Genomic DNA, 21,959 nt, shown 5'->3' on the forward strand with positions numbered 1-21,959 from the left:
CACCCCGATCATGGCACCGCGGTCCGCGCGCGGCCAGGCCCGCCCCCCGCTGACCCCGCGGACATGCCGTATCGGGCGCACCCCGGTCGCGGAGCCGCGTCATCGGCCCTACGCTCCGAAATGTGACGCCGCCCCACCGTCGACGCCGGCCGTGCCGGGCCGCCGCGTACGCAGCAGTGCGGTGGGTGCCCGCCGTCTTCGGGACGGCGCTGGTGGTCGCGGTGGGACGCAACCGGACGTCCGCCGACGACCTGATGCTGCCGCTGGTCGTCGTGGTCGCGGCCGTGGCCCTGGCGGCGTACGCGGGAGTGCGCCGCAGGAGGCGCATGACGATGCGCACCACGCCCGGCGGGGGCACCGCGCCGACGGTCGTGCCGCTGGACGAACTCGACCGGCGGGCCCAGCGGTCGCTGGTCGGGATCGACGACTGCGTGCGCACGAGCCGGGAGGAACTGAGCTCCGCCGCAACGCAGTTGGGGGACGACGCGGTACGGCTGTACGCGGACGCGGTGGACTTCGCCGCCGCGGAACTGGCCGCCGCGTTCCGGGTGCGCCGGCGGCTCGACGAGGGCGAGGGCAAAACGCGGGAGCTGCTGGAGGAAACCCTGGCGCACTGTGCGGCGGCCGGGCGGCGGCTGGACGCGGAGGCCGCCGGGTTCGACCGGACACGGGCGCTGGAGCGCACGGCCCGGGACGCGGTGGAGCGCGCCGAAGGACGCTTCCGGAAGCTGGCGGCGCGGGTCGCGGACGCGGACGGCACACTCGCCGGGCTGCGCGAGCGGTACGTCCTGTCCGCGTACATGCCGGTGGTGGGCCAGGACGAACGGGCCAAGGACCGGCTGCTGTTCGCCACGTCAGGCCTCAACCGGGCCCGTCAGGCACTGGACCGGGGCGAGACGGAGGCCGCGGTGGTCCAGCTGCGGGCGGCCGAGGCCGCGGTCCACCAGGCGGCGGTCATCGTGGACGGCATCGCGCGGCTCGCGTCGGACCTCACCGCAGCGACGGAGGCGCTGCCCGCCGCCCTGTTGGACACGCAGGCCGCGCTGGAGGAGGCGCGCGGACAGCTGGGTACGGAGGCCGCCCGAGGGGATCTGCGGGGCCGGATCGCCTACGGCGAGACGGTGCTGGCGCAGGTGCGGGGTGAGGCGGCCGGGGAGGACGGGACCGGGGCCGGGGAGGCGGCCGCGCCCGGCGCGGCCGCGGCTTGCGGGCGGGACGACCCGGTGGACGCGCTCCGCGGGATCGAGCAGGTGTCGGCGGGGCTCGACCGGGCGCTGTGGCGGGAGCCGGACGGGCCGCACGTCCTGGGCCGGCTCGAACGGGCGCTGCTCGCGGCCCGCAGCAGCGTCGGTGCCGCGTCCGACTATGTGACGACCCACCGGGGAGCCGTCGGCTGCGAGGCGAGGACGCGGCTCGCGGAGGCGGAGTGGCGGCTGCGCCGGGCGGGGAACACGGAGGTGCCGCCCGTCCCGGCCCCGCCCGTCGCCCTCACCGACGCCCGCGAGGCCGACGCGCTCGCCCGGCAGGCCCGGCAGCTCGCGGAGCGGGACGTACGGGCGTACGGGACGCCGTACGGCGTGGGCATCGGCACGGGCGGCGCCGTACTCGGCGGCATCCTGCTGGACGCCCCCCGCCGGCCGGGCGAACGGGCGGGGCACCCGGGCGACGGCGGCCCCGCGTGCTACGGCGGACCGGGCACGCGGGGGCGCAGGGACGGCGGTGAGCTGTTCCGGCCGTCGCGGGAGGGGAGCGCGGGACCCTCGCCGCCTAGAACAGGCTCAGCAACGCCTCCGCCGGATCCGTGACGCTCATCTCGGCGCCGGGCAGCGGCAGTTCGAACCACACCGTCTTGCCGCGCGGCGTACGGCGCGATCCCCAGGCGGCGGAGAGCAGCCCGACCAGTTGCAGGCCGCGGCCCCCCTCGTCGGTGTCCCGGGCGCGCCGCCGGCGCGGCTGGACCAGGCCGGCGTCCCACACCTCGCACACCAGCGTACGGTCGAGCAGCAGCCGCAGTCTGATCTCCCCCTCGCCGTACCGCAGGGCATTGGTGACGAGCTCGCTGACCAGCAGTTCCGCCGTGTCCACCAGCGGTTCCAGCTCCCAGGTGAGCAGCCGGCCGCGCGCGTACTCGCGGGCCCGGCCGACGCTGCGCGGCTCGCGCGGCAGCGTCCAGTCGCCGACGGAGTCGGCCGGCAGCCCCTGCACACGGGCCATCAGCAGCGCGATGTCGTCCTCGCCGTGGTGCGTGTCGAGGGTGTTGAGCACGTGGTCGCAGACGTCCTCAAGCGGCTGGGAGGGGTCGGTGAGCGCGCCCACGAAGGCTTGCAGGCCCTCGTCCAGCGGATGGTCGCGGGACTCGACGAGGCCGTCCGTGTAGAGCGCCAGGAGTGCGCCCTCGGGCAGCTCGACCTCCACCTCCTCGAACGGTTCGCCGCCGACGCCGAGCGGCATCCCGGGCGGCACGTCCAGCATCAGCGCGGGCTCGCCGGGTTCGACGAGCACCGGCGGCAGATGGCCCGCGTTGGCGAAGGTGCAGCGGCGCGTCACCGAGTCGTAGACGGCGTAGACGCAGGTCGCGAGGTACACCTCGGACAGGTCGGCCTCGCGGGGCCGGCGGGCGGCGCGGGTGGCCTGCTGGACGCCTCCCCCGAAGCCGAATGCCTGCGAGGTGCCCGCGGGAGCGCCGAGGCCGCGCGCGATCTCGTCCAACTGCGCGAGGACCTCCGCCGGTTCCAGGTCGAGTTGCGCCAGCGTCCTGACGGCCGTGCGGAGTTCGCCCATGGCCACGGCGGCGCGCAGCCCCCGGCCCATGACGTCGCCGACGACCAGCGCGGTGCGGTGGCCGGGGAGTTCGATGACGTCGAACCAGTCGCCGCCCACCTCGCTCGGCCGCCCGGTGGCCACGTTGCCCGGCAGGTAGCGGCAGGCGATGTCCAGGCCGGAGGCTTCCGGGTCGCCGGGCGGCAGCAGGGAACGCTGCAGTATCAGCGCCCGTTGGTGCTCGCGGCGGTACAGGCGCGCGTTGTCGATGCAGACGGCGGCGCGCGCGGCCAGCTCCACGGCCAGCGCCCGGTCGCGTTCCCCGAACAGCTCGCTTCCCTTGGTCCGGGAGAACTGGGCGAGGCCCACCACGGTGTCGTGCGCGACCATCGGGACCGCGAGCGTGGACTGGATCAGCCCGCCGTCCGTGGCGGGGATGTGCCGGGGGCGGGCGGTGCGCAGGGCGTCCGCGCAGGGGGAGTTGAAGGAGAAGTGGTGGACGGCGCCGACGGCGACGGGTCCGGGCCCGCCGGCGAAGGGCGCGTCCGAGACCGCGCTGGCGAACGCGACGCGGCGCACCTCGGCGCTGCCGTCGGCCAGGCCCGGCGGGGTCTCGTCGCCGGCCATCAGTCCCTGGTAGAGATCGACGGCGGCGAGGTCGCAGAAGCCGGGGACCACCACGTCGAGGAGTTCGCGCGCGGTGGTCTCCAGGTCGAGGGAGTTGCCGATGCGGGCGCCCGCGTCGTTCAGGAGGGCCAGGTTGCGGCGGGCCGCGGCGGCCTCGCGCGCGGCGGCGCGGCGGGAGGTGATGTCGATGCCGAGCCAGGCGATGCCGATGGGACGGCCGGTGCCGCTGTGCACGCGGTAGAGGTTGACGGACCAGTGCTTGCGCTCGTCGGAGCCGGGGACGAAGCCCGTGACGTGCATGTCCGTGATGGACTCACCGGTTTCCAGGACGCGTCGCAGCGCCGCGGCGACGCGCTCGGCCTCCGGGGACTGAAGGTAGTCGTGGACGGAACGGCCGCGGTGGTCGGCGGGCCTGCCGCCGAAGGTGGAGGCGAACCGCTCGTTGGCGCGCCGCACCCGCAGCTCGGCGTCGATCAGCAGGAAACCGAAGGGAGATTGACCGAATATCGCCTGCGAGGCGGCGAGGTCGGTTTCGATGCGGCGCAGGGTGCGGACGTCCACGACGATGCACACGGCGCCCTTCTCGCCGTCCTCGGTCGTGGTGGGCATCACATAGACCTCGGCGAGCCCTTCGGTCCCTTCCGGACCGGGTGTCCGGAAGGGGATGACGCCGGTCCACTCCCGGCCGTCGAGGATCTCGGCCATCTTGCGCTGGCCGCGCTCACGCAGATCGGGGGCGACGAACGCGTCGATGGGATCCATGCCGACGGCCCGCTCGGAGGAGATGCCGAAGAGCTGTTCGGCGCGCAGGCTCCACTGGTCGACGTGCCCGTCTGGGCCGATGGAGAACGAGGCGACCTTGATGTAGTCGTACATGGAGCCGGGCGGGCTGACCTGCCACATCGGGCCGCCCGTCATGGCAGCGGGTTCCGCGGCCGCGGCGGAGCCGACCGCGGCCGCGCCCCTCGCACCACCCGAGTGATCCTCGGACTCCGTGGCCTTCGCTGGTATCTCGCTCACGCGAACCGTCCCCTCCAGCTCACCGCGTCCGGCACCCGTCACCGGGGGCGGCTGCCCGCAGTATCCAGCACTACGGTGCCCCGCAGTACGGTGTTCACGATCACAGCTCGGTCCCGATGGTTTTTGGACCCGCTGCGCCATACTCCCAGTCTTCTAACCAGGTGGTGGCCCATCGAATCAAAGAGTGCGCCGCCGCGCCCTGGCCTGATCCGTTCGGGACCGCCCCTGCCGGAAGGGCGCGGCCCGCGCCTGCGGGGCCCCGCCCCGACGGTGACGCGTGGCCGGCCGGGCCCGGGACGGCCCGCTCAGCCGGGAACGGCCAGTTCGAACCAGACCGTCTTGCCTGCGCGTCCGGGCCGGGTGCCCCACCGGCGTGAGGCATGGGCGACGAGTTGGAGCCCGCGGCCGCTCTCGTCGTCAAAGCGGGCGCTGCGCTCGTGGGGAGGGTCGGGGAGCGGGTCGGAGACCTCGACGAGCAGGGTGGGAGGGAGACCGCCGGTGCGGAGGAGACGGACGCCGATGGGACCCGTGGCGTAGCGCAGTGAGTTGGTGACCAGCTCGCTCACCAGCAGCGCGGCCACATCGCCGAGTTCGTCGAGCCCCCAGGTACGCAGCTGGCCCCGGACAACGGCGCGAGCGGTCCGAACCGCGCCCGGGTCGGCGGGGAACGTCCACTCGGCGCTATCGCCTTGGGTGTCGAGCACGCCGATCACTTCCCAGGCCACAAGCCCACCCATGTCCGATTTCACGGGGTTAATGGGCACATACCCGATATTCGCGGTGCCTTACCGCGCACAGGGGCGCACTGTGGCACGAACGGCGCAGGGGGCGCCAGCCCCTCCAGCCTCAAGCCCCCGGCCATCACAGCCCCGCGCATCCGGCAGGGCGCACCCGGGACGCCCCTGCCGCCACCTTCCCGCACGTCGGACCGGGGGGCATCGTGGACCGCGCGGCGCCGACGCCCCTCACAACAGGCCCACAGATTTTACCGATTCAATACACTCGGCCGGTTTGAAGGCGGCCGGGCCGCGTCCACCGGCCGGCCGCGCGCAGTGGCATCACCACGCCCCCAGGGCGAGGACGGCCTCGACCGCCGCCACGTCCTGGTCCAGCCAGTCCACGTCCCAGAGTTCACCGGGGGTCAGCCAGCGCAGTTCGTCGTGGTCCTCCAGGGGTTCAGGCGTGCCGGCGAGGAGGCGCGCGGTCCAGACGCGCAGGACGTACCCCGGCTTCAGGGGCCACTCCCCCGGCACCCGCGCGACCGGCTCCGCCGTCACGCCCAGCTCCTCGTGCAACTCGCGTACGAGGGCACGCTCGGGGCTCTCGCCGGGTTCGACCTTTCCGCCGGGCAGTTCCCAGCGTCCGGCCAGTTCGGGGGGCGCGCTGCGGCGGGCGGCCAGGAGGCGGCCGCCGCCGAGGAGGGCGGCTCCGACCACCACGATCGGTTGCGTCATGCGCCGGAGCCTACGGGAGCGCACGACGGAGCGCCGGGGGCGGCAAACCGGCTCACCCGGTCGCGTTCGACCCGATGCGCTCCACCCAGTAGAGCTGCTTGTGACCGCGCGCGCCGAGGCTGTCCACGACCTTCTGGGCCTCGGCTCGGGTCGCGTACCTGCCCACGCGGTAGCGGTTGCCGTTGTCGTCCTGTCGTATGACGAGCCAGGGAAGAGTGACCGTGCTGTCGTTCATCGCGCCCCTCCACTTCCCGCCCCCGGCTCCCGCCGTGCCCCACCCACCAAGGAAACCGCTATGCGCATATGCCTGAGCCTACGCCTTACCTTTACTCAGCGAATACAGATTTTCACAAAGAGGTACGCAACCGGCCATGACCGAGGGGGCGCACGCCGTCGAACGCGCCGCGTGGAACGCCCTCAGCGCACGCAGAGCGGCACGAAGCGCCCGCGGACGACGGCACGAGAACGACCGGATCGCACCGCGGGGGATGACGGCCCCGAGTACAGGTGTGCCACAAGATGCCGCGGCGCAGGGTCATCTGGCGGGTCGACGGCCCAAAGGCGCTGCCACGCCGCAGAACAGGGGCGGGCAGCGCCGGGCAGCGCCGCGCGCGGGCGCTACTTCACCGGCAGGTGGTAGGCCACCCGGTACCGGTCCGCCGGCACCACCACGTCCGCCGTCTCCACCGGGCGGCCCGAGGCGTAGTACGTCCGCTGGACGACCAGCACCACATGGCCGGGAACGCCGCCCAGCGCCAGCAGTTCCTCCGCGAGGCCGGGGCGGGCGCCGACCTCTTCCGTGACGTTGTCCACCACCACATCGATGGCCGCCATGCGTTCGACGACGCCCATGCCGCCGAGCGGGCCCTCCTCGGGCAGCATCACGGGGGTGCGACCGGTCAGGGCGAGGGGCTCCCAGGACGTGGAGAGCATCATCGCCTCGCCCACGTCCCGGAACACGTACCTGGTGCACATCACGCGGTCGCCCGGCTGGATGGCGAGCCGCTCGGCGACGGCGCCGCTCGCCGCGGTCTGCTCGCTGCGCGACTCCCAGGTACCGCACACGGAGGCGTCCGCCTGCTCCTGGCGGAAGGGGGTGGCACCGCTGTCCGGGCGGAACCCGGAGCGGGCGACCCTCCGCGGCACCGGCCGCTCCCGGACGTACGTCCCGGAGCCGGAGCGCCCCTCCACGAGCCCCTCGGCCATCAGCACCTTGCGGGCCTCCAGGGCGACCGTGTCCGAGACGCCGTACTCCTCCCGGATACGGGCCTGGGACGGGAGGCGGGTGTGCGGTGGCAGCGAACCGTCGACGATCTTCTTGCGGAGATCACCCGCGACACGCAGATACGCCGGCTGCTCACCGAAAGTCACTGGCCGCTCCCATCTGGTTGTACAGACAGCAACAGAGTGGCAACCGTGGGTTGTCCCGTGCAAGCACGGGCCAGAGAATCACCCGATGTGATGACAAGGGACCGCCAAGGGCTTTACGCAGGCACTTTCTCCCCGTTATAGCGGCCGTCACACCTGCTTGCCGGTCCCCGTATCCCCGCCCGCGTCCCCGCTGCCGTCCGGCAGGTCCGACGGCGGGCTGACAGCCAGACCCAGAGCCTTGCGGGCAGTGATCGCCGCGTCCCCCTCCATCAGAGCGCCGGCGCGGTCGTAGTGGGCGTAGAAGGAATCGGCGTCGGTGGCCTTGGCCGCCTTCCGCCACTCCTCACGGGCCCGGTCCAGGGCCGCGGCCTGGCCCGTGACCGGCCGGCCCACACCCTCCCCCCAGGAGTGGGCGCGCAACTGCCGGGTCTGGTCGGCCAGGGCCGTGGCGACCCGGCCCGCCCACGCACGGTGGCCCGGCAGGTCGTCCTCGACGTACTCGGCGTCGGGGGCGGTGTCCAGGGCCTGGTAGAGCACGGCGTCCGCCCGCAGATAGGCGAGTTGGTCCTCGGTGAGGGTACGGGCGTCGCGGCGCAGGGTGCCGGTGAGGCCGGCCTTCTCGTCGGTGTTGCCGAACACGCAGGCGACCTCGCGGTCGCCGTAGCCCCAGCTGTCGCGCGTGGGCGTGAAGTAGTAGATGTCGACGTTGCCGGGGACGGCCCAGGAGTCCATGGCGTACGCGTACTGGAGGGCGTAGCACTTGTCCTCGGCGGCCTTGGCGATCGCGTCGTCACCGGGGTAACGGCCGCCGGGAAGCGTGAAGTCGGCGAAGACCTCGGCCTGGTGCCTGCCGGAGCAGGGGACCTTGTCGACGTCGTAGGCCTCGCCCGACAGGGAACCGCCAAGCGCGTTGAAGCACTCCCCCTTCTTCAGGGTGAACGTCACGCCGTTGTCGCGCGCCCCGTCCTTGATGCCCTGCCAGACGTCGTGCGCGCCGCCCGTCGCGAAGGCGGTCACGAGCAGGGCCAGCCCGAAGGACGACATCACCATGCCGCCGATCGCGAGCCCCCGGCCACGCTCGCCGCGCCGTCTGATCTGCACGATCGCGATCAGCCCGAGGATCAGCCCGACGGCGGGCAGGAAGCACAGGATCCCGAGGACGAGCGCGGCGATGGCGACCCCGTTGACCGGCGCCGGGCGGTTGTACGGGGAGTAGCCCTGCCCCCACGGCTGGTACGGAGGGCCGTACGGCTGCTGGGGAGGACCCTGCGGGTACATGCCCTCGGGCTGCTGGGGCCCGGGGGGCGGGGGTATGGACACGGGTACCGTGCTCCTCGTCCGGAGTGTGCAGAACTGATGTACGAGGCGCATGGTAGGCGGGGAACGGACGGGGGCGGAACGCGGGTGACGAGGGCGGCGGCGGAGGTCGCCGACGGGCGACGGCCTCCGCCTCGCGTCTCGTCCTCGCGCCGGCCCGGGTCGGCGACCCGATGCCCGGCGCGAGGACGAGAACGTTCGAACGCATGGACGTGTGGGTGTGGGGGGTGACGTGTGATCAGAACTGCAGGGCCCAGGAGTCGATGTACCCGGTGTCGGCCGCGGCGTTGTCGCTGACCCTCAGCTTCCAGATGCCGACCGCCGATTCCGACGAGGCGTCGACGACGTACGTCGTGTCGATGTTGTCCGCGCTGCCGCCGGTGCCGTACTCCTTGAGCAGGTAGGCCGATCCGTCGGGCGCGATCAGCCGGACCCGGAGGTCGCCGATCCACGTGTGCTTGATGTGCACCTCGACGCCGAGGTTCGCGGGCGCGTTGCCGGAAACGTTGCCGACCTCGATCGGCGACTCCACGGTGGAGAAGTCGGCGATCGGATAGTCCCGGTTGTTCACGAAGCGCGGCCCGGACGGGGGCGGCGGGGTCGGGCCGGCGCTGATGACGTTGAGGAGCCGGTTGGGGGAGCCGGGGCCCGGGGTGATGACGACGCCGGCGGATGCGCCGTCCACCAGCGCGCCCGCGACCTCCGAGGGCGTGGCCGTCAGATGGTCCGCCAGGTACAGGGCCGCCGCGCCCGCCGCGTGCGGCGTCGCCTGCGACGTCCCGGACAGGACGGCCGTGGCCGTGTTGCTGGAGTTCCAGTCGGACGCGATCGAGACGCCCGGAGCGAAGAGGTCGAGCACCGGACCGTAGTTGGAGAAGAAGGCCCGGGCGTCGTTCGTCGAGGTGGCACCGACCGTGATGGCCTCGGTCACGCGGGCGGGCGACCAGTTGGATGCGTCGGTGCTGTCGTTGCCCGCTGCGACCGCGAACGTGACACCGGAGGCGATGGCGTTGCGCACGGCCGTGTCGAGCGCGCTGTCGGCGGGACCGCGCAGGGACATGTTGGCCACGGACGGGCCGCTGTGGTGCGCGGCCACCCAGTCGACGCCGGCGATGACCTGGGCGGTGGTTCCGCTGCCGGCGTTGTTGAGGACGCGGACGGCGACGACGTGCGCCTTCTTCGCGACACCGTACGCGGTACCCGCTACCGTGCCCGCGACGTGCGTGCCGTGTCCGTTGCCGTCCTGCGCGACGGGGTCGTTGTCGATGAAGTCGTAGCCGTACGAGGCACGGCCGCCGAAGTCCTGATGGGTGATGCGTACGCCGGTGTCGAGGACGTAGGCGGTCACGCCCTGGCCGGCCGAGGCGGGGTAGGTGTACCCGGCGTCCAGGGGCAGGGTCTTCTGGTCGATGCGGTCCAGACCCCAGGAGGGTGGGTTGACCTGGGTGCCGGTGGCACGGTAGGTGCGGTTCTGGACCACCGAGGCGACGGCCGGATCGGCGGCGAACCGCTTCGCGTCCTGTGAGGTGGCGTGGATCTCGTAGCCGTTGAGCGCCTTGACGTAGGTGTGCCCGATGGTGGCGCCGTACTTCGCCGCGAGGGCCTGGCCCGATGCGGAGTCGGCCTTCGCGGCGTCCGTCTTGAGGACGACGATGTAGCTGTCGGGGACGGAGTTCGCCTCGCCCTCGTACTGGATCAAGCCCTCGGGGCCCGGCTCCGCGTGTGCGGAGAAGGCGCCGGTGAGGCCGACGACCAGGGCCGCCGCGCCGATCCCGGCCAGTCCTCGCCGGGCCAGACGCATCACTGTCATGCGGGTCTCCTCCTCATTGCTGGAGTACAGGCGCCGCTCCGGCGGGTGGGTGTGCGAGTGGTACACGCGCGAGAAGTGCGGCGCTGGACACGCAAGGGCATGGACATAACTCCCCTGACGCCGGGCAATCATGACATAGCGTTATGACTCGGACAAATATCCTGACCTCATGACACCTTTGCCGGACTGTTTCTGCCCGGCGGACGGCACGCGTGTGGCCTCCGGGTCGCTCGCCTGGTGCTGCCCCGTCTGCCGCGGCCCGCTGGACCTGGACTTCGCCCCCACCCCCGCTCCGCTCAAGTCCCTTGCGGGACGGGTGAATTCACTGTGGCGGTATGCGGAGACGCTGCCGCTGGCCACGCCCGCGGTCAGCCTCGGCGAGGGCCGTACGCCGCTCGTGGAGCTGACGAACGGCGTCCTGGCCAAGCTCGACTTCCTGATGCCGACGCTGTCCTTCAAGGACCGGGGTGCGGTGGTGCTGGCCGAACTGGCACGGCGGCTGGATGCGCGCCGGGTGCTCGCCGACAGCAGCGGCAACGCGGGCACGGCGATCGCCGCGTACTGCGCCCGCGCCTCCCTGCCGTGCACGGTGTACGTCCCCGAGCGCACATCGCCGAAGAAGCTGGAGCAGATGACGGCGCACGGGGCCCGGGTGCGCACGGTCGAGGGCGACCGCGAGGCGGCTGCACGGGCGGCGTGCGAGGCGGCGAGCGGTGACCCGGGGGCCTTCTACGCCTCGCACGTCTTCAACCCGTACTTCCTGCACGGCACGAAGACATACGTCCACGAACTGTGGGAGGACCTCGGCGGACGGCTCCCCGACGTGCTCGTGGTGCCCGTCGGCAACGGCACGCTGCTGCTGGGCGCCGCCCTCGCCGTGGCCGAGCTGTACACGGCGGGTCTGATCGACCGGCGGCCGGCCCTGTACGCGGTCCAGACGGCGGCGGTCGCACCGCTGGCGCACGCGTGGGAGGAGGGCGCGGACGACCTGGTGGGCGTCACCCCCGCGGCCCCCACCGCCGCCGAGGGCATCGCGGTTCCGCGCCCGGCCCGGGCCCGGCAGATCCTGCGCGCGGTGCGCGACTCCGGCGGCACGTTCCTGACGGTGACGGAGGATCAGATCCGGCAGGCGCAGCTGGACCTGGCCTCGCGGGGCCTGTTCGTGGAGACGACCGGGGTGACGTGCTGGGCGGCGCTGCGGGAGGTGGCGCCGGGCGCGCTCCCCCACTTCCGGACCCGCTCCGGTGGCGGAACCCCGACCGCCGTGGTGCCGCTGTGCGGAGCCGGCCTGAAGTCGGGACTGGCCTGAGACGGCTCGGGGCCGCGCCTTCTCCGGGAGCTCCACGCACCGGCCGAGGAGCGCGACCAGCGTGGCGCGCTCCTCCTCAGGTCGACGGCGACGGCCTTGAGCTGGGGCCCGGCACGCTGTGGGCGGCGCAGAACCGGGCGAACACGATCAGCCGCCGGCGGCTGTCGGCGGACGGGGCCACGGCCCGGCTGGAGCGCCGTGTCACCTCGGAGGAGCTGCAGATCCCGACCACCCTGGTCCGCAATCAGGGGCGTCTGCTCGTCGTCCGCTCCCAGTTCGACGAGGGGGACCGATGGGTCCGGGCACACCGTGGACGCCGTTCACGGTGTGCCCGGGTGTCCGGGATCTGAGGCGTCCGGGATCTGAGGCGTCCGGGATCTGAGGCGTGCGGGATCTGAGGCGTCCGCGCGCCGAGGCCGGGTGGTCCTCCGGCGGCCGTCACCCCTTGACGACACCGAGCGGCACCAGGCGGGCGACCAGCCGGGCGAGCCCCGCGCCCTCGGTGGCGCGGGCGACCTCGTCGACGTCCTTGTAGGCGGCGGGGGCCTCCTCGGCCAGCCCACGCCACGAGGACGGCCGGACGGAGATGCCCTGGGACTCCAGCTCGGCGCGCAGCTGCTCGCCGCGCACCCGGTGCAGCGCCTGGTGGCGGCTCCACACGCGTCCCGCGCCGTGGGCTGCCGACGCGAACGCGTCGTTGCCGGCCGCGCCGACCATCACATACGAGGCGGTGCCCATGGTGCCCGGAACCAGCACGGGGTGCCCGGTGCCCGCGAGGTCCGCCGGCAGGTCCGGGTGGCCGGGCGGGAGCGCCAGGGTGGCGCCCTTGCGGTGGACGCACAGCCGGCGCGGCACGCCGTCCACGTCGTGGGTCTCGGTCTTGGCGGTGTTGTGGGAGACGTCGTAGACCAGCTCGACCACCGCCCCGGCGGCGGTGGTGAAGGCGTGGCGCACGGCCTCGGTGAGCAGCTGCCGGTTGGCGCGGCCGTAGTTGGCGGCGGCCGCCATGGCCCCGAGGTAGGCGCGGCCCGGTGTGGAGACGACCGGCGCGCAGGCCAGCTGCCGGTCCGGGAGGTCGATGCCGAATCCGCGCAGCGACTGGTCCATGACGCGGACGTGGTCGGTGCACACCTGGTGCCCCAGCCCGCGCGAACCGCAGTGGATCATGACGCACACCTGGCCGGCGTGCAGTCCGAACGCGGCCGCGACGGCGTCGTCGTACACCCGGTCCACGGCCTGCACCTCCAGGAAGTGGTTGCCGGAGCCCAGACTGCCCACCTGGTTCAGCCCCCGTTCCACGGCCCGCTGTCCCACATGGGAGGGATCGGCCCCCGCCAGCGCCCCGCGGTCCTCGCAGCGCTCCAGGTCGCGCGGTACGCCGTGCCCCTGCTCGACCGCGTACCCGGCGCCGGCGACCAGCAGCTTCTCCATCTGGGCCCGGCCGGACAGCTTCCACAGCCCGCCGCGCCCCATGCCGCGCGGAACGGTGTCGCCGAGGATGTCCATCAGCCGCCGCATCCTCGGAGCCAGGGGTCCGCGATCGACGTCGGCGGCCAGCAGCCGCACACCGCAGGAGATGTCGAACCCGACGCCGCCGGGTGAGACCACCCCGCCGGCGTCGATGTCCGTGGCGGCGACGCCGCCGATCGGGAAGCCGTAGCCCCAGTGGACGTCGGGCATGGCGAACGATGCGCGCACGATCCCGGGCAGGGTCGCCACGTTCGCCACCTGTTCCAGTGCCTTGTCCCCGGCCGCCTGCGGCAGCAGGTCCTGTGTCGCGAAGACCACTCCGGGCACCCGCATCGGGCCCTGCCGCTCCATGCGGAACCGGAACGGGCTCTCCTGCACCAGCGTGATGTCCATACGCGTCACCGCCCGGCGCGGACGGCGGCCCCTCAGGACGCCGGCTGCAGGAGCAGTGAGCGGATGTCGTGCGGGATCTGCTCCAGCGCCGCCTCCAGCTGCCCGGGCGAGACGTGCTGGCGCACGGCGACGGTGACCGCGGCGGCCGTCTTGGGCACCTCCTCGACGGTGATCCTGGCCTCGTGGGCGAAGCGGCTCACATAGCCCTCACGGTCGTATTTGATCGGCACGATGCTGGGATCCCAGCCGTCGTAGTAGGCGCCCCGCAACAACTCGGGGAGCTGTGCGGCGAAGTGGGCGGCCACATCGACGGTGAGCCGGTCCCGCAGCGTGTGCAGCCAGGTGCGCAGGACCCGGTGGGCGAGGTGGCGGTCCTCGGTCCCCAGGCTCTCGGACACCGATTTCAGCCAGATGTTCGCCGTGTGGATGGTGTGGTTGAAGTCGGACGGGTGTGTGGCGGACATGGATCTTCCCCTTCCCTCCATGCGCTTCACGGGATGCGGCGCGTAGGGCGCGGGCAGTGCTCGACACCGCGAACGATCATGTTGTTCAGAGGTTGACGGAAGTGCGCGCGGCACCGTCGGGAGCGTGGCCCCCATGCGCAGAAGACGTTGCACGATGTGGCTTTTCTTCGTCCCTGCCCGTGGCGTCCATCGTATTGCGCGGAGGACCGGTCGGCAGCCGCACCACCGCCCGGTGCAGCCCCGGGCCTCAGACGTCGAGCGTCACCGAACAGCTCCACCCCTGTGCGCCGCGGCCGAAGGCCAGGTCGTGCAGCGTGACCGCCTTGGGCACGGCTCCCGTCGCCGGCAGCGCGCCGGCGTCCGCCATGTGCAACCCGATGTGCAGGCCGTCTGCGGCCGGGGTCAGTTCCACGTCGACCGGGACCTCTCCCTCGGTGTCGAGCCAGTACACGACCTCCTCCAGCAGGGCCACGAGCACGTCCTCGTCCCGGTCGCCCCGCACCACCGCGTCCCGCCTGCGGACGCCGACCGCTCCGGTGAGGTCCAGGAACGACGCGCACACCCCGCGCACGGCCTGCGCCAGGCACTCCTCCCGGGTCGGCGCCCATGCCTCCACCCGCAGGTCCGCGGTGTGCGGCACGCTGCGATGACCGCCTCGTCGCATGGCGCCTTCCCGCCGCATCGCACGCCTCCCGTCGCACGTCTGGCGCACCGTGTCCGCCCGCCCCGTCTCACCCCTGGCCCTCACTCCGGCCCTCACTCCCGGCCGTCGTTCCATCGTGACCCCGACGGCGGCCCGTGGCGCGCCGGACGGGCGCTCGCCGCCCGGGTGCAGGGCCCGTCGGATCACGGAAGAATGGATGCCGGGTCAGGGCACCGGGGGCGGGAGGGAACGCCCGCCGCTCGTGACATCACCACGATCCCGTCCGGCAGGGAGGATGCCGCCATGACCACTGCCCGAGACATCATGCACACCGGAGCCCAGTGCGTGGGCGAGCACGAGACGCTCGATGCCGCGGCACGCCGGATGCGGGACCTCGATGTGGGTGCCCTTCCGGTCTGCGGTGACGACGACAAGCTGCACGGCATCGTCACCGATCGCGACATCGTGGTGAAGTGCCTGGCCCAGGGCGGCGACCCGAAGACCACCACCGCGGGAGAGCTGGCCCGGGGCAAGCCCGTCACCGCGACGGCGGACACGGACGTCAGGCAGGTGCTGGAAACGATGGAGGAACACCAGATCCGGCGTGTGCCGGTCATCGACGAGAACAAGAAGCTCGTCGGGATCATCACCGAGGCCGATCTGGCGCGCAACCTGCCCGACAGGGAGGTCGGACGGTTCGTCGAGGCCGTGGTGGCGCGGGCGCTCTGACCGGGCGCTCTGACGGCGCCGTGCCGACGGCGGCCGCGCGCCTCAGCCGAACAGACGGCGCACCCGTATCGTGTCGACACGCCTCCAGCCGGTGCCGGGCAGCAGCACCCACCCGGGGGCGTCCGGCGCCTTGCCCCGTTGCCGTGCGCCGCCCGTCTCCGGCGCCCGGGTACCGCCCCGGGCACGCGCGCCCCGGTGCGACGGCAGCCTCGCACCGCACCCGGCCCGCCGAGCGCCCTTTCCGTTGCCGGAGGGCTTGGTCACCGGGCCTCCCGCCCGGGACGCCCGGACCAGGCCCGCTGCGCGGGACGGGTCTCGATCACGCACCCGGGGCCGGGAAAGATCTCCGTCTCGTGGCCGTCCTCGTACCGCACCCGGTAGGGCGGTTCCCCGTTCGTTCCGAGGACCTCCAGGACGGTCGCATGGTGCTCCGGCGTTCCCACGGCCCTGCCGGTGAACCGCAGAACGTCACCCACATCCGCGTGCATCCTCGCTCACTCCCTACTGCCGTGCCCCCGCCTCTGGTCCAGGGTCGCTCCGCGAAGCGGGGCGCGGATGGGCCGATCGGGCACTCTTCGGGCCCATGGGACCCGATACGGCCGCCGCCGGCGTGACGGCCGGGCGGGGCCCGGCCCGCAGGGGCATCCTGGAGCTGGACGAGCCCCGGCGCGGCCGCCCGCCCGAGCGGGTGCATCAGGCGGCCGGCCGCCCGTCCGGGGCGCCGGCACCGTACGCGGGAGTCGCCATGAAGCTTTCCTTCCTCGAACCCCTGTACAAGCAGCCCGGTCCCTTCGCGTCGGCCTATCTGGACACGTCCCGCGACAGCGCCGTCGAAGATCCCGACGCCGCCATCGACCTGCGCCGACGGCATCTGCAGGACACGCTGCTGTCCGAAGGAGCGGACCGGGACTCCGCCGGCGCGGTCGCGGACATCGTCGGCGGCGACACGGACATCCCCGGCACGCACGGGCAGGCTGTGTTCACCGCGCAGGGCCGGCTGGTGCTGCTGGACGAGTTGCCCGCCCCGCCCGCACAGGACACGGCGCACTTCGGCGCGCTGCCGGACACCATGCCGCTGATCGTGCAGCACGCGCCGGGCATCCCGTACCTGGCGGTGCACGTGCACTACGGCGGCCCGCACTCCACGAGCGCCGGCGGCTCGGTGCGCGTGGAGGCCGAGGCCGGCATGTGGCCCCTGACCAAGGTCACTCCGGGAGAGCGCCTCGACGAGGAGTACCCCGCGGCCGACTGGCTGCGCGCCGCGGAGCGGCTCGGCCGGAGGCTGGAGGGCCACGCACGGCGCATCGAGGCCGAAGCCGTGGTCGTCGCGGGGGACGTCTGGGCCCGCGGCATCCTCGTCCGCCGGCTTCCCTCCCTCCTCGGCGCGCGGGTCGTCACCGTCGAGGGCGCCGGCGAGTCCGAGCCGCGACGGGCGCTGCTGGAGCACCGGCTCGACGACCTCTTCAGGGGGCGCATGGCCGCGCACGACCGGGCCCTGCTGGGTTCCTTCCTCGCCCGGCGGGCCCACGACGGAGCGTCGGCCGAGGGGCTTTCCGCCGCCGTGTCGGCGCTGCAGGCCAGCCAGGTCAAGGCCCTCTTCCTCAACAACCACCCCGAGTCGCCGCTGCGGCTGTGGGTCGGCCCGGAACCCGGCCAACTCGCCCTCAGCGAGCAGGAACTGCACTCGTACGGCGTCCGGGAGGTCCGCGAGGAGCGCGCCGACGCGGCCCTCGCGCGCGCCCTGGTCGGCACCCGGGCCGAACTGGTGGTGGTACCGGAGCGGCGGCTGCGGCTGCGCGAGGGCGTGGGTGTACTGCTGCGCCGCGCCGGCACCGGGTCGCACCCGTGACGGACGGGCCGTCGGGCTTCGGGCCTCGCGGGCTCCCTAGGGGTGGTACTGCGGAACGGTGGCGCCGCCGCCGGCCCGCACCGCTTCCACCACGGCCTGGTGGAGGTGCCGGCTGTCCTGCTCGGAAAGGCAGGTCACCGGGCTCCCGGTGAGGGTGAACCAGTAGGAGGTACCGCTGTACTGGACCGCCACATCCGCGTGATTGCCGTCCCAGGTGGTGTGCACGGTCAGGTCTCCGGTCACGATCCCGGCTTCCTCGGTCCGGACGCCCCCGCGTCCGGCGAACACCCCCGTCGTCGTCCATGATGCCCAGCCCATACCGTCAGCCTTCCTTCCGCAGCGTGCGTGCCTCGGGCGAGGTCCTGTCCCATGGTGACTCCGCGGGGCCGTCCGGGCGCCTGGGCCACGGGTCCCATCCTCAGGGGCCGATCGGTCCCTTGCACGCCCGCTCGGCGGCGGCCCTAGGGGGTGTCGGCGGGCAGGCGGTAGGCGGCGAGGGCGGCGATGTCGTCCTCGAGCCTCGCGTCCCCGTACTCGAGCAGGTCCTCGTGCAGGCGGTCGAGGAGCTCGCGGGGCGGCAGTGCGGCCCAGGGGCGGATGCGCTCGGTGAGGGGGTAGAACGCCCCCGTGCGGTCGCGGGTCTCGGTCACGCCGTCGGTGTACAGCAGCAGCTGGTCGCCGGGCCGGAAGGGGTACACGTCGACGTGGTAGTCGTCGCCGACCAGGACGCCGAGGTTGATGGGCGGCGAAGTGTCGGTCGGCTGCAGCTCGGTGACCCCGTCGCGGCCGATGAGCAGGGGCGGGGGGTGGCCGCAGTTGACGATGCGGACGACGGATCCGTGCTCGGGGATCTCGGCGAACACCGCGGTGACGAAGCGCTCCGCCACTTCGCTGCCCGGAAGCTGCTCGGCCCTGCGGCTCATGCTGCGTTCGACCCGGCGGGCCACTCCCGCGAGGTCGGGCTCGTCGTGTGCGGCCTCGCGGAAGGCGCCGAGCATCGTCGCGGCCGTCTCCACCGCGACCAGCCCCTTGCCGCGCACGTCGCCGATGAGCAGCCGGACCCCGTGCGCGGTGGGCACCGCCTCGTACAGGTCGCCGCCGATGCGTGCCTCGGCGGCGGCGGAGAGGTAGAGCGTCTCGACGGAGACCCGGCCCAGTCGGTGGGGCACCGGGCGCAGCAGCACCCGCTGCGCGGTCTCGGCCACGGAGCGGACGGTGGCGAGGGTGTGTTCCCGGCGTGTGCGGTGGTCGGCGAGGATCGTGCCGAGGACGCCGACCAGAGCCGTGGAGACGTAGGCGCCGACGTAGTGGCGCTCCCACAAGTACCCCACAGAGCGCCCGGCACAGCAGGGTGTGCCGGCCAGGACGGCCTCGAACCCCACGGCGAAGACGGTGATGGCGGCGACGGCGACGGGGCCGTGTGCGTAGGCGGCGACCACGGGCAGCGCGATGAGCAGGAAGCTCACCGGCCACTCCACGGGAGTGATCGGTTCGAGCACCAGGACCGCCGCGACGTAGATCGCCGGCAGCCAGCGCATCCACAGAGGTGGCGCCGGCGCCCGGAGGCCGTTGTCACGCTCCCGCTCGGCACGGCGGCGCCCGGCGACGGAGCGGCCGGGCCACCTCACGGCCCGCTCCCGTGGGGGCGGGGCGGCGGCGGGGTCCTCGATGAGCGCGGTCGCACCGTGGAGCGCGGGCCCTGAGGAGAGCCCTCGCGGGTCCACTCACGCGTCCTGTGCACAAGAACTCCTGGCAGAGCTTGGTCAGGACGGCGTCCTGAGGCGGCTCGACAGCTCGGCCCGACCATGAATCCAGAGCGGATATGTCAGGACTTTCAGGGCAATCCTACGATGCCGGGGTCCCGCCACGGCCGTCGTTCCCCGCGGCCCGTCGGCCCCCGACGCACACGGAGGGGGTGCCGGGGCCGGGCCCCGGCACCCCTTCCGCCTCCCGCCGGGGGCCGCCTGTGACGGCTCAGCCGTTCGGCTGCCAGGGCGGGGTCTGGCCCCACTTCCAGCGGGGCACCTCGGCCGCGTCCACCGGCGGCGGGTTCTCGCCCGAGTAGATCAGCGCCATACGCGTGCCCCACTCGACGTAGTAGAGGAACACCGCGCGGAACTCCGGGTCGGTGGGCAGTCCGACCTCGTCGGCGGCGTCCTGCAGCAGGCTCACCCAGCGGCGGCGCTGCGTCTCGGTGATGCCTCGGCCGAGGTGCATGCGCGCCATGTGCGGGTGGCCTCCGCGCTCGGCGGTGTGGCCGTGGGGCCGCCGAAGACCTCGGCGAGCCACTTGGCGACGTGCTTGGGGTGGTCCTTGTCCATGTCGGCGAACAGGGGCACGAGAAGCGGGTCCTTCAGGACGTGGCCGTAGAACACCTCGGCGAGGCGGCCCAGGGCCTCGTCGCCGCCCGCCCACTCGTAGAAGGTGGGCGTGCCGGGCTTGTCGGGGGCGTGCTTGCCGTCCACGACGGACTGCTCGGTCACAGCTGCTCCTGTCCCGCGGCCTTTCCCGTGCCGACGACATCGGTGGTGAGGTAGTGCTGCATCTCCTCGATCGACGACACGTACGGCCGGATGGCGCCGAAGAAGGCGGGGAAGTGCTCACCCCTGCGGAAACCCTGGAGGTGGTCCTCGACCGACGTCCAGCGGATCCGCAGGATGTACCGGTCCTGCTCCTCCTGGCAGTGCGCCAGTTCGTAGTCGATGCACTCGGGCGCCGCGGCCAGCGACTCGGCGGCCTTGCGGTACGCGTCCTCGAAGGCCGGCTGGTCGTCTAACGCGATCCGGTAGCGGATGTACTCGACGGTCGTGGCCATGCTGTGACTCTCCTATCGTCGGGTGTGCAAGGGCTCGCTTGCCCGGTTTGTCGCCGTCCGTCAGGCGGTCCGGGCATCCTCCCGGACCGTGTCCGGATCAGGCCGGTGGCCTCGTCGGAACCGCCTCTCCGGCGGGCCCGGACGGCGGCCCCGGCCGGACGGCAGAGGCGGCCGGACGATCAACCGGTCGGCGGCGGGGGTGCCTCGCCCTCCTCGGGCTCGGTGTCGGTGTCGGGTCCCTGCGCGCGGACCCGCTGCACATGCTCCAGCGAGTCCCGCAGGTCACTCAGCCAGTCGTCGGCGTGGCGCCGGACGAGCCGGACGCACCAGGCGAGCGCGTCGCTGCGGCTGCGGGCCACACCGCCCGCGATGAGGGTGTCGAGGACCTGGCGCTCCGGCTGGCGCAGCCGGGTCATCACGGGGGCCGCGACATGGGTGAACAGGACCCGCTGCCCGCCGCACTCCACGCCCCACGAGACCTTCCTGCGGAACCGCTGCTCGGCCTCGCGGGCCACGGCCACGCGCTCCTCGCGGGTGCGTTCCCGGAACTCCTGGACGCGGCCCTGGACGGCCGCCTCCCGCGCGGCGTCCGACGTCGAGTCGGCGAGCCGTGGTTCCGGGATGCGGCCGACGACGGTGATCTCCTCGCGGTCCACCGTCACCTCCACCAGGCTCTCGAAGAGGTCGTCCGGCAGCCGGCCCGCGAACCAGCCGCGGAGCCTCTCGCGCTGTTGCGGTGTAATCATGTAAGCAACGTTACTCGCACGCGTCGCCCCGGCAAGCGGAATCCGGGAGGTGCCCCGGCGGACACCGGCCGGGAAGCCGGTCGGGAAGCCGGTCGGGAAGGGGGTCGGGAAGGGGGTCGGAAGCCGGTCGGGAAGGGGGTCGGACGGACCGGGTCAGCCCATCGACCTGTAGCGGTGGATCAGCGAGATCGCCATGGATCCCTCGCCGACGCCGGAGGCGACCCGCTTGACCGAGTGGGCACGCACGTCACCGGCCGCGAAGACGCCGGGCACGCTGGTCTCCAGCGGATACGGCGCACGCTCCAGGGGCCACTCCGCGGGCAGCTCTCCCCCGTTGGTGACGAGGTCGGAGCCGGTGAGGACGAACCCGTGGTCGTCGCGCTCCACGACACCCTCCAGCCAGTCGGTGTGCAGCCGGGCGCCGATGAACGTGAACATGAACCGGCACGGCTCCTCGGTGTCCTCGCCGGTTGCGGCGTCGTGCAGCACGATCCGCTCCAGGTGTTCCCCGCCGGTCAGTTCCTTCACCGTGGTCCGCACCCGGACCTCGATGTTCGGGGTGCGCTCGATCTCGTCGATCAGGTACTGCGACATGCTCGCGGACAGTGAGTCCGCGCGGACCAGGACCGTCACCTGCGCCGCGTACTTGGCGAAGTGCACCGCCGCCTGGCCCGCCGAGTTGGCGCCGCCGATGATGAACACGTGCTGCGAGATACAGGCGGAACTCTCCGTCGTGGCGGCCCCGTAGTACAGCCCCGCACCCTCGAACCTCTCCGCGCCCGGCGCCTGGAGCCGGTTGTAGGCGACGCCCATGGACAGCAGGACCGTCTCGGCGCTGATCTCCGTGCCGTCCGCCAGGGTCAGGATCTTCGCCGGATCGTCGCGGGTCAGCCGGACCACTTCGACGGGGTGCAGGATCTCCGCGCCGAACCGGGCCGCCTGGGCCGTCGCCCGCCGGGTGAGGTCGCCGCCGGACAGGCCGGACGGGAAGCCGAGGTAGTTCTCGATCAGCGAGGAGGTGCCGGCCTGCCCACCGGGCGCCCGCGAGTCCACCAGCAGGGTGCTCAGCCCCTCGGACGCGGCGTACACGCCCGCCGCGAGCCCGGCCGGCCCCGCGCCCACGATGACGGGTCTTCGAACTTGAGCGGTGCATCTGGTCAAGCGCGCTGACTGTTCGTCACG

23 protein-coding genes are annotated in these 21,959 nt (G+C 73.1%); 4 read left to right on the forward strand and 19 right to left on the reverse strand.

Going from position 1 to position 21,959, the window contains the following annotated elements; all coding sequences use genetic code 11:
- Positions 1–122 precede the first annotated feature (122 nt).
- A complete protein-coding gene (locus ACFSL4_RS14425; protein WP_381082446.1) occupies positions 123–1,805 on the forward strand; it encodes a TPM domain-containing protein in 1,683 nt (560 codons plus the stop codon).
- On the opposite strand, the gene ACFSL4_RS14430 is transcribed toward ACFSL4_RS14425, so the two are convergent.
- The 7 genes from ACFSL4_RS14430 to ACFSL4_RS14460 form a co-directional block, all read right to left on the reverse strand.
- A complete protein-coding gene (locus ACFSL4_RS14430) occupies positions 1,768–4,407 on the reverse strand; it encodes a SpoIIE family protein phosphatase (protein ID WP_381082448.1) in 2,640 nt (879 codons plus the stop codon). The genes ACFSL4_RS14425 and ACFSL4_RS14430 overlap by 38 nt on opposite strands.
- Positions 4,408–4,712: 305 nt before the next feature.
- Positions 4,713–5,144: an ATP-binding protein gene (locus tag ACFSL4_RS14435; RefSeq protein WP_381082450.1), complete on the reverse strand. Its 432-nt coding sequence runs from the start codon at positions 5,142–5,144 to the stop codon at positions 4,713–4,715.
- A 321-nt stretch (positions 5,145–5,465) separates the two neighbouring features.
- The gene (locus tag ACFSL4_RS14440; RefSeq protein ID WP_381082452.1) at positions 5,466–5,861 is read right to left on the reverse strand and encodes a (deoxy)nucleoside triphosphate pyrophosphohydrolase; all 396 of its coding nucleotides are present in this window, start codon (positions 5,859–5,861) and stop codon (positions 5,466–5,468) included.
- Positions 5,862–5,913: 52 nt separating this feature from the next.
- Entirely contained in the window at positions 5,914–6,096 is a 183-nt protein-coding gene (locus ACFSL4_RS14445) for an SPOR domain-containing protein (RefSeq protein ID WP_381082454.1), read from the reverse strand.
- A gap of 383 nt (positions 6,097–6,479) precedes the next feature.
- Positions 6,480–7,232 (reverse strand): GntR family transcriptional regulator, encoded by a 753-nt coding sequence (locus ACFSL4_RS14450; RefSeq protein ID WP_381082456.1) that lies wholly within the window; start codon positions 7,230–7,232, stop codon positions 6,480–6,482.
- Between the two features lie 147 nt (positions 7,233–7,379).
- Positions 7,380–8,552, reverse strand: a complete 1,173-nt coding sequence (locus ACFSL4_RS14455; RefSeq protein WP_381082458.1) for a DUF4190 domain-containing protein — start codon at positions 8,550–8,552, stop codon at positions 7,380–7,382.
- Between the two features lie 235 nt (positions 8,553–8,787).
- Positions 8,788–10,359, reverse strand: coding sequence for a S8 family peptidase (locus ACFSL4_RS14460; RefSeq protein ID WP_381082460.1), 1,572 nt, complete (start codon positions 10,357–10,359; stop codon positions 8,788–8,790).
- A gap of 169 nt (positions 10,360–10,528) precedes the next feature.
- Between ACFSL4_RS14460 and ACFSL4_RS14465 the strand changes: the two genes are divergently transcribed.
- Positions 10,529–11,668, forward strand: coding sequence for a threonine synthase (locus ACFSL4_RS14465; RefSeq protein WP_381082462.1), 1,140 nt, complete (start codon positions 10,529–10,531; stop codon positions 11,666–11,668).
- Between the two features lie 438 nt (positions 11,669–12,106).
- On the opposite strand, the gene ACFSL4_RS14470 is transcribed toward ACFSL4_RS14465, so the two are convergent.
- The 3 genes from ACFSL4_RS14470 to ACFSL4_RS14480 all read right to left on the reverse strand — a co-directional run bounded on the left by ACFSL4_RS14470 (position 12,107) and on the right by ACFSL4_RS14480 (position 14,635).
- Positions 12,107–13,531, reverse strand: a complete 1,425-nt coding sequence (locus ACFSL4_RS14470) for an RtcB family protein (RefSeq protein ID WP_381082464.1) — start codon at positions 13,529–13,531, stop codon at positions 12,107–12,109.
- Positions 13,532–13,563: 32 nt separating this feature from the next.
- Entirely contained in the window at positions 13,564–13,995 is a 432-nt protein-coding gene (locus tag ACFSL4_RS14475) for a DUF2267 domain-containing protein (protein ID WP_381082466.1), read from the reverse strand.
- A gap of 247 nt (positions 13,996–14,242) precedes the next feature.
- Positions 14,243–14,635, reverse strand: coding sequence for an archease (locus ACFSL4_RS14480; RefSeq protein ID WP_381082468.1), 393 nt, complete (start codon positions 14,633–14,635; stop codon positions 14,243–14,245).
- Between the two features lie 306 nt (positions 14,636–14,941).
- Here ACFSL4_RS14480 and ACFSL4_RS14485 point away from each other — a divergent pair, with 306 nt between their 5' ends.
- Positions 14,942–15,367: a CBS domain-containing protein gene (locus ACFSL4_RS14485; RefSeq protein ID WP_381082470.1), complete on the forward strand. Its 426-nt coding sequence runs from the start codon at positions 14,942–14,944 to the stop codon at positions 15,365–15,367.
- Between the two features lie 42 nt (positions 15,368–15,409).
- Here the strand turns inward: ACFSL4_RS14485 and ACFSL4_RS14490 are convergent, their stop codons facing one another.
- Both ACFSL4_RS14490 and ACFSL4_RS14495 read right to left on the reverse strand, forming a co-directional pair.
- Positions 15,410–15,631: a hypothetical protein gene (locus ACFSL4_RS14490; protein ID WP_381082472.1), complete on the reverse strand. Its 222-nt coding sequence runs from the start codon at positions 15,629–15,631 to the stop codon at positions 15,410–15,412.
- The gene (locus ACFSL4_RS14495; protein WP_381082474.1) at positions 15,628–15,855 is read right to left on the reverse strand and encodes a DUF1918 domain-containing protein; all 228 of its coding nucleotides are present in this window, start codon (positions 15,853–15,855) and stop codon (positions 15,628–15,630) included. Before ACFSL4_RS14495 ends, ACFSL4_RS14490 begins: the two co-directional genes overlap by 4 nt.
- A 95-nt stretch (positions 15,856–15,950) precedes the next feature.
- Between ACFSL4_RS14495 and ACFSL4_RS14500 the strand changes: the two genes are divergently transcribed.
- Positions 15,951–17,216 carry a baeRF2 domain-containing protein gene (locus ACFSL4_RS14500; protein ID WP_381082476.1) on the forward strand — a complete coding sequence of 422 codons (1,266 nt, stop codon included), beginning with the start codon at positions 15,951–15,953 and terminating at the stop codon, positions 17,214–17,216.
- A 36-nt stretch (positions 17,217–17,252) separates the two neighbouring features.
- Here ACFSL4_RS14500 and ACFSL4_RS14505 read toward each other — a convergent pair whose 3' ends face one another.
- The 7 genes from ACFSL4_RS14505 to ACFSL4_RS14535 form a co-directional block, all read right to left on the reverse strand.
- Positions 17,253–17,534 (reverse strand): hypothetical protein, encoded by a 282-nt coding sequence (locus ACFSL4_RS14505; RefSeq protein WP_381082478.1) that lies wholly within the window; start codon positions 17,532–17,534, stop codon positions 17,253–17,255.
- A gap of 143 nt (positions 17,535–17,677) precedes the next feature.
- Positions 17,678–18,844 (reverse strand): PP2C family protein-serine/threonine phosphatase, encoded by a 1,167-nt coding sequence (locus ACFSL4_RS14510; RefSeq protein ID WP_381082480.1) that lies wholly within the window; start codon positions 18,842–18,844, stop codon positions 17,678–17,680.
- Between the two features lie 346 nt (positions 18,845–19,190).
- Positions 19,191–19,442, reverse strand: coding sequence for a globin family protein (locus tag ACFSL4_RS14515; RefSeq protein WP_381082482.1), 252 nt, complete (start codon positions 19,440–19,442; stop codon positions 19,191–19,193).
- Complete coding sequence (locus ACFSL4_RS14520; RefSeq protein ID WP_381082484.1) at positions 19,385–19,699, reverse strand: globin domain-containing protein; 315 nt, start codon at positions 19,697–19,699, stop codon at positions 19,385–19,387. The genes ACFSL4_RS14515 and ACFSL4_RS14520 overlap by 58 nt, the downstream gene beginning before the upstream one ends.
- A complete protein-coding gene (locus tag ACFSL4_RS14525) occupies positions 19,696–20,031 on the reverse strand; it encodes a putative quinol monooxygenase (protein WP_381082486.1) in 336 nt (111 codons plus the stop codon). The genes ACFSL4_RS14520 and ACFSL4_RS14525 overlap by 4 nt, the downstream gene beginning before the upstream one ends.
- 179 nt (positions 20,032–20,210) lie before the next feature.
- Positions 20,211–20,777: a hypothetical protein gene (locus tag ACFSL4_RS14530; RefSeq protein WP_381082488.1), complete on the reverse strand. Its 567-nt coding sequence runs from the start codon at positions 20,775–20,777 to the stop codon at positions 20,211–20,213.
- A gap of 153 nt (positions 20,778–20,930) precedes the next feature.
- Positions 20,931–21,938, reverse strand: coding sequence for an NAD(P)/FAD-dependent oxidoreductase (locus ACFSL4_RS14535; protein ID WP_381082490.1), 1,008 nt, complete (start codon positions 21,936–21,938; stop codon positions 20,931–20,933).
- Positions 21,939–21,959: the final 21 nt, after the last annotated feature.

The organism is Streptomyces caeni (assembly GCF_042678285.1).
Lineage (GTDB): Bacteria > Actinomycetota > Actinomycetes > Streptomycetales > Streptomycetaceae > Streptomyces > Streptomyces caeni.

What these genes read in the sequence shown, in the direction of transcription:
- ACFSL4_RS14435 (WP_381082450.1), bottom strand. Translation starts at nt 5,144, where the DNA reads ATGGGTGGGCTTGTGGCCTGGGAAGTGATCGGCGTGCTCGACACCCAA.
- ACFSL4_RS14440 (WP_381082452.1), bottom strand. Translation starts at nt 5,861, where the DNA reads ATGACGCAACCGATCGTGGTGGTCGGAGCCGCCCTCCTCGGCGGCGGC.
- ACFSL4_RS14445 (WP_381082454.1), bottom strand. Translation starts at nt 6,096, where the DNA reads ATGAACGACAGCACGGTCACTCTTCCCTGGCTCGTCATACGACAGGAC.
- ACFSL4_RS14460 (WP_381082460.1), bottom strand. Translation starts at nt 10,359, where the DNA reads ATGACAGTGATGCGTCTGGCCCGGCGAGGACTGGCCGGGATCGGCGCG.
- ACFSL4_RS14465 (WP_381082462.1), top strand. Translation starts at nt 10,529, where the DNA reads ATGACACCTTTGCCGGACTGTTTCTGCCCGGCGGACGGCACGCGTGTG.
- ACFSL4_RS14470 (WP_381082464.1), bottom strand. Translation starts at nt 13,531, where the DNA reads ATGGACATCACGCTGGTGCAGGAGAGCCCGTTCCGGTTCCGCATGGAG.
- ACFSL4_RS14475 (WP_381082466.1), bottom strand. Translation starts at nt 13,995, where the DNA reads ATGTCCGCCACACACCCGTCCGACTTCAACCACACCATCCACACGGCG.
- ACFSL4_RS14485 (WP_381082470.1), top strand. Translation starts at nt 14,942, where the DNA reads ATGACCACTGCCCGAGACATCATGCACACCGGAGCCCAGTGCGTGGGC.
- ACFSL4_RS14495 (WP_381082474.1), bottom strand. Translation starts at nt 15,855, where the DNA reads ATGCACGCGGATGTGGGTGACGTTCTGCGGTTCACCGGCAGGGCCGTG.
- ACFSL4_RS14500 (WP_381082476.1), top strand. Translation starts at nt 15,951, where the DNA reads ATGGGACCCGATACGGCCGCCGCCGGCGTGACGGCCGGGCGGGGCCCG.
- ACFSL4_RS14505 (WP_381082478.1), bottom strand. Translation starts at nt 17,534, where the DNA reads ATGGGCTGGGCATCATGGACGACGACGGGGGTGTTCGCCGGACGCGGG.
- ACFSL4_RS14515 (WP_381082482.1), bottom strand. Translation starts at nt 19,442, where the DNA reads ATGGCGCGCATGCACCTCGGCCGAGGCATCACCGAGACGCAGCGCCGC.
- ACFSL4_RS14525 (WP_381082486.1), bottom strand. Translation starts at nt 20,031, where the DNA reads ATGGCCACGACCGTCGAGTACATCCGCTACCGGATCGCGTTAGACGAC.
- ACFSL4_RS14530 (WP_381082488.1), bottom strand. Translation starts at nt 20,777, where the DNA reads ATGATTACACCGCAACAGCGCGAGAGGCTCCGCGGCTGGTTCGCGGGC.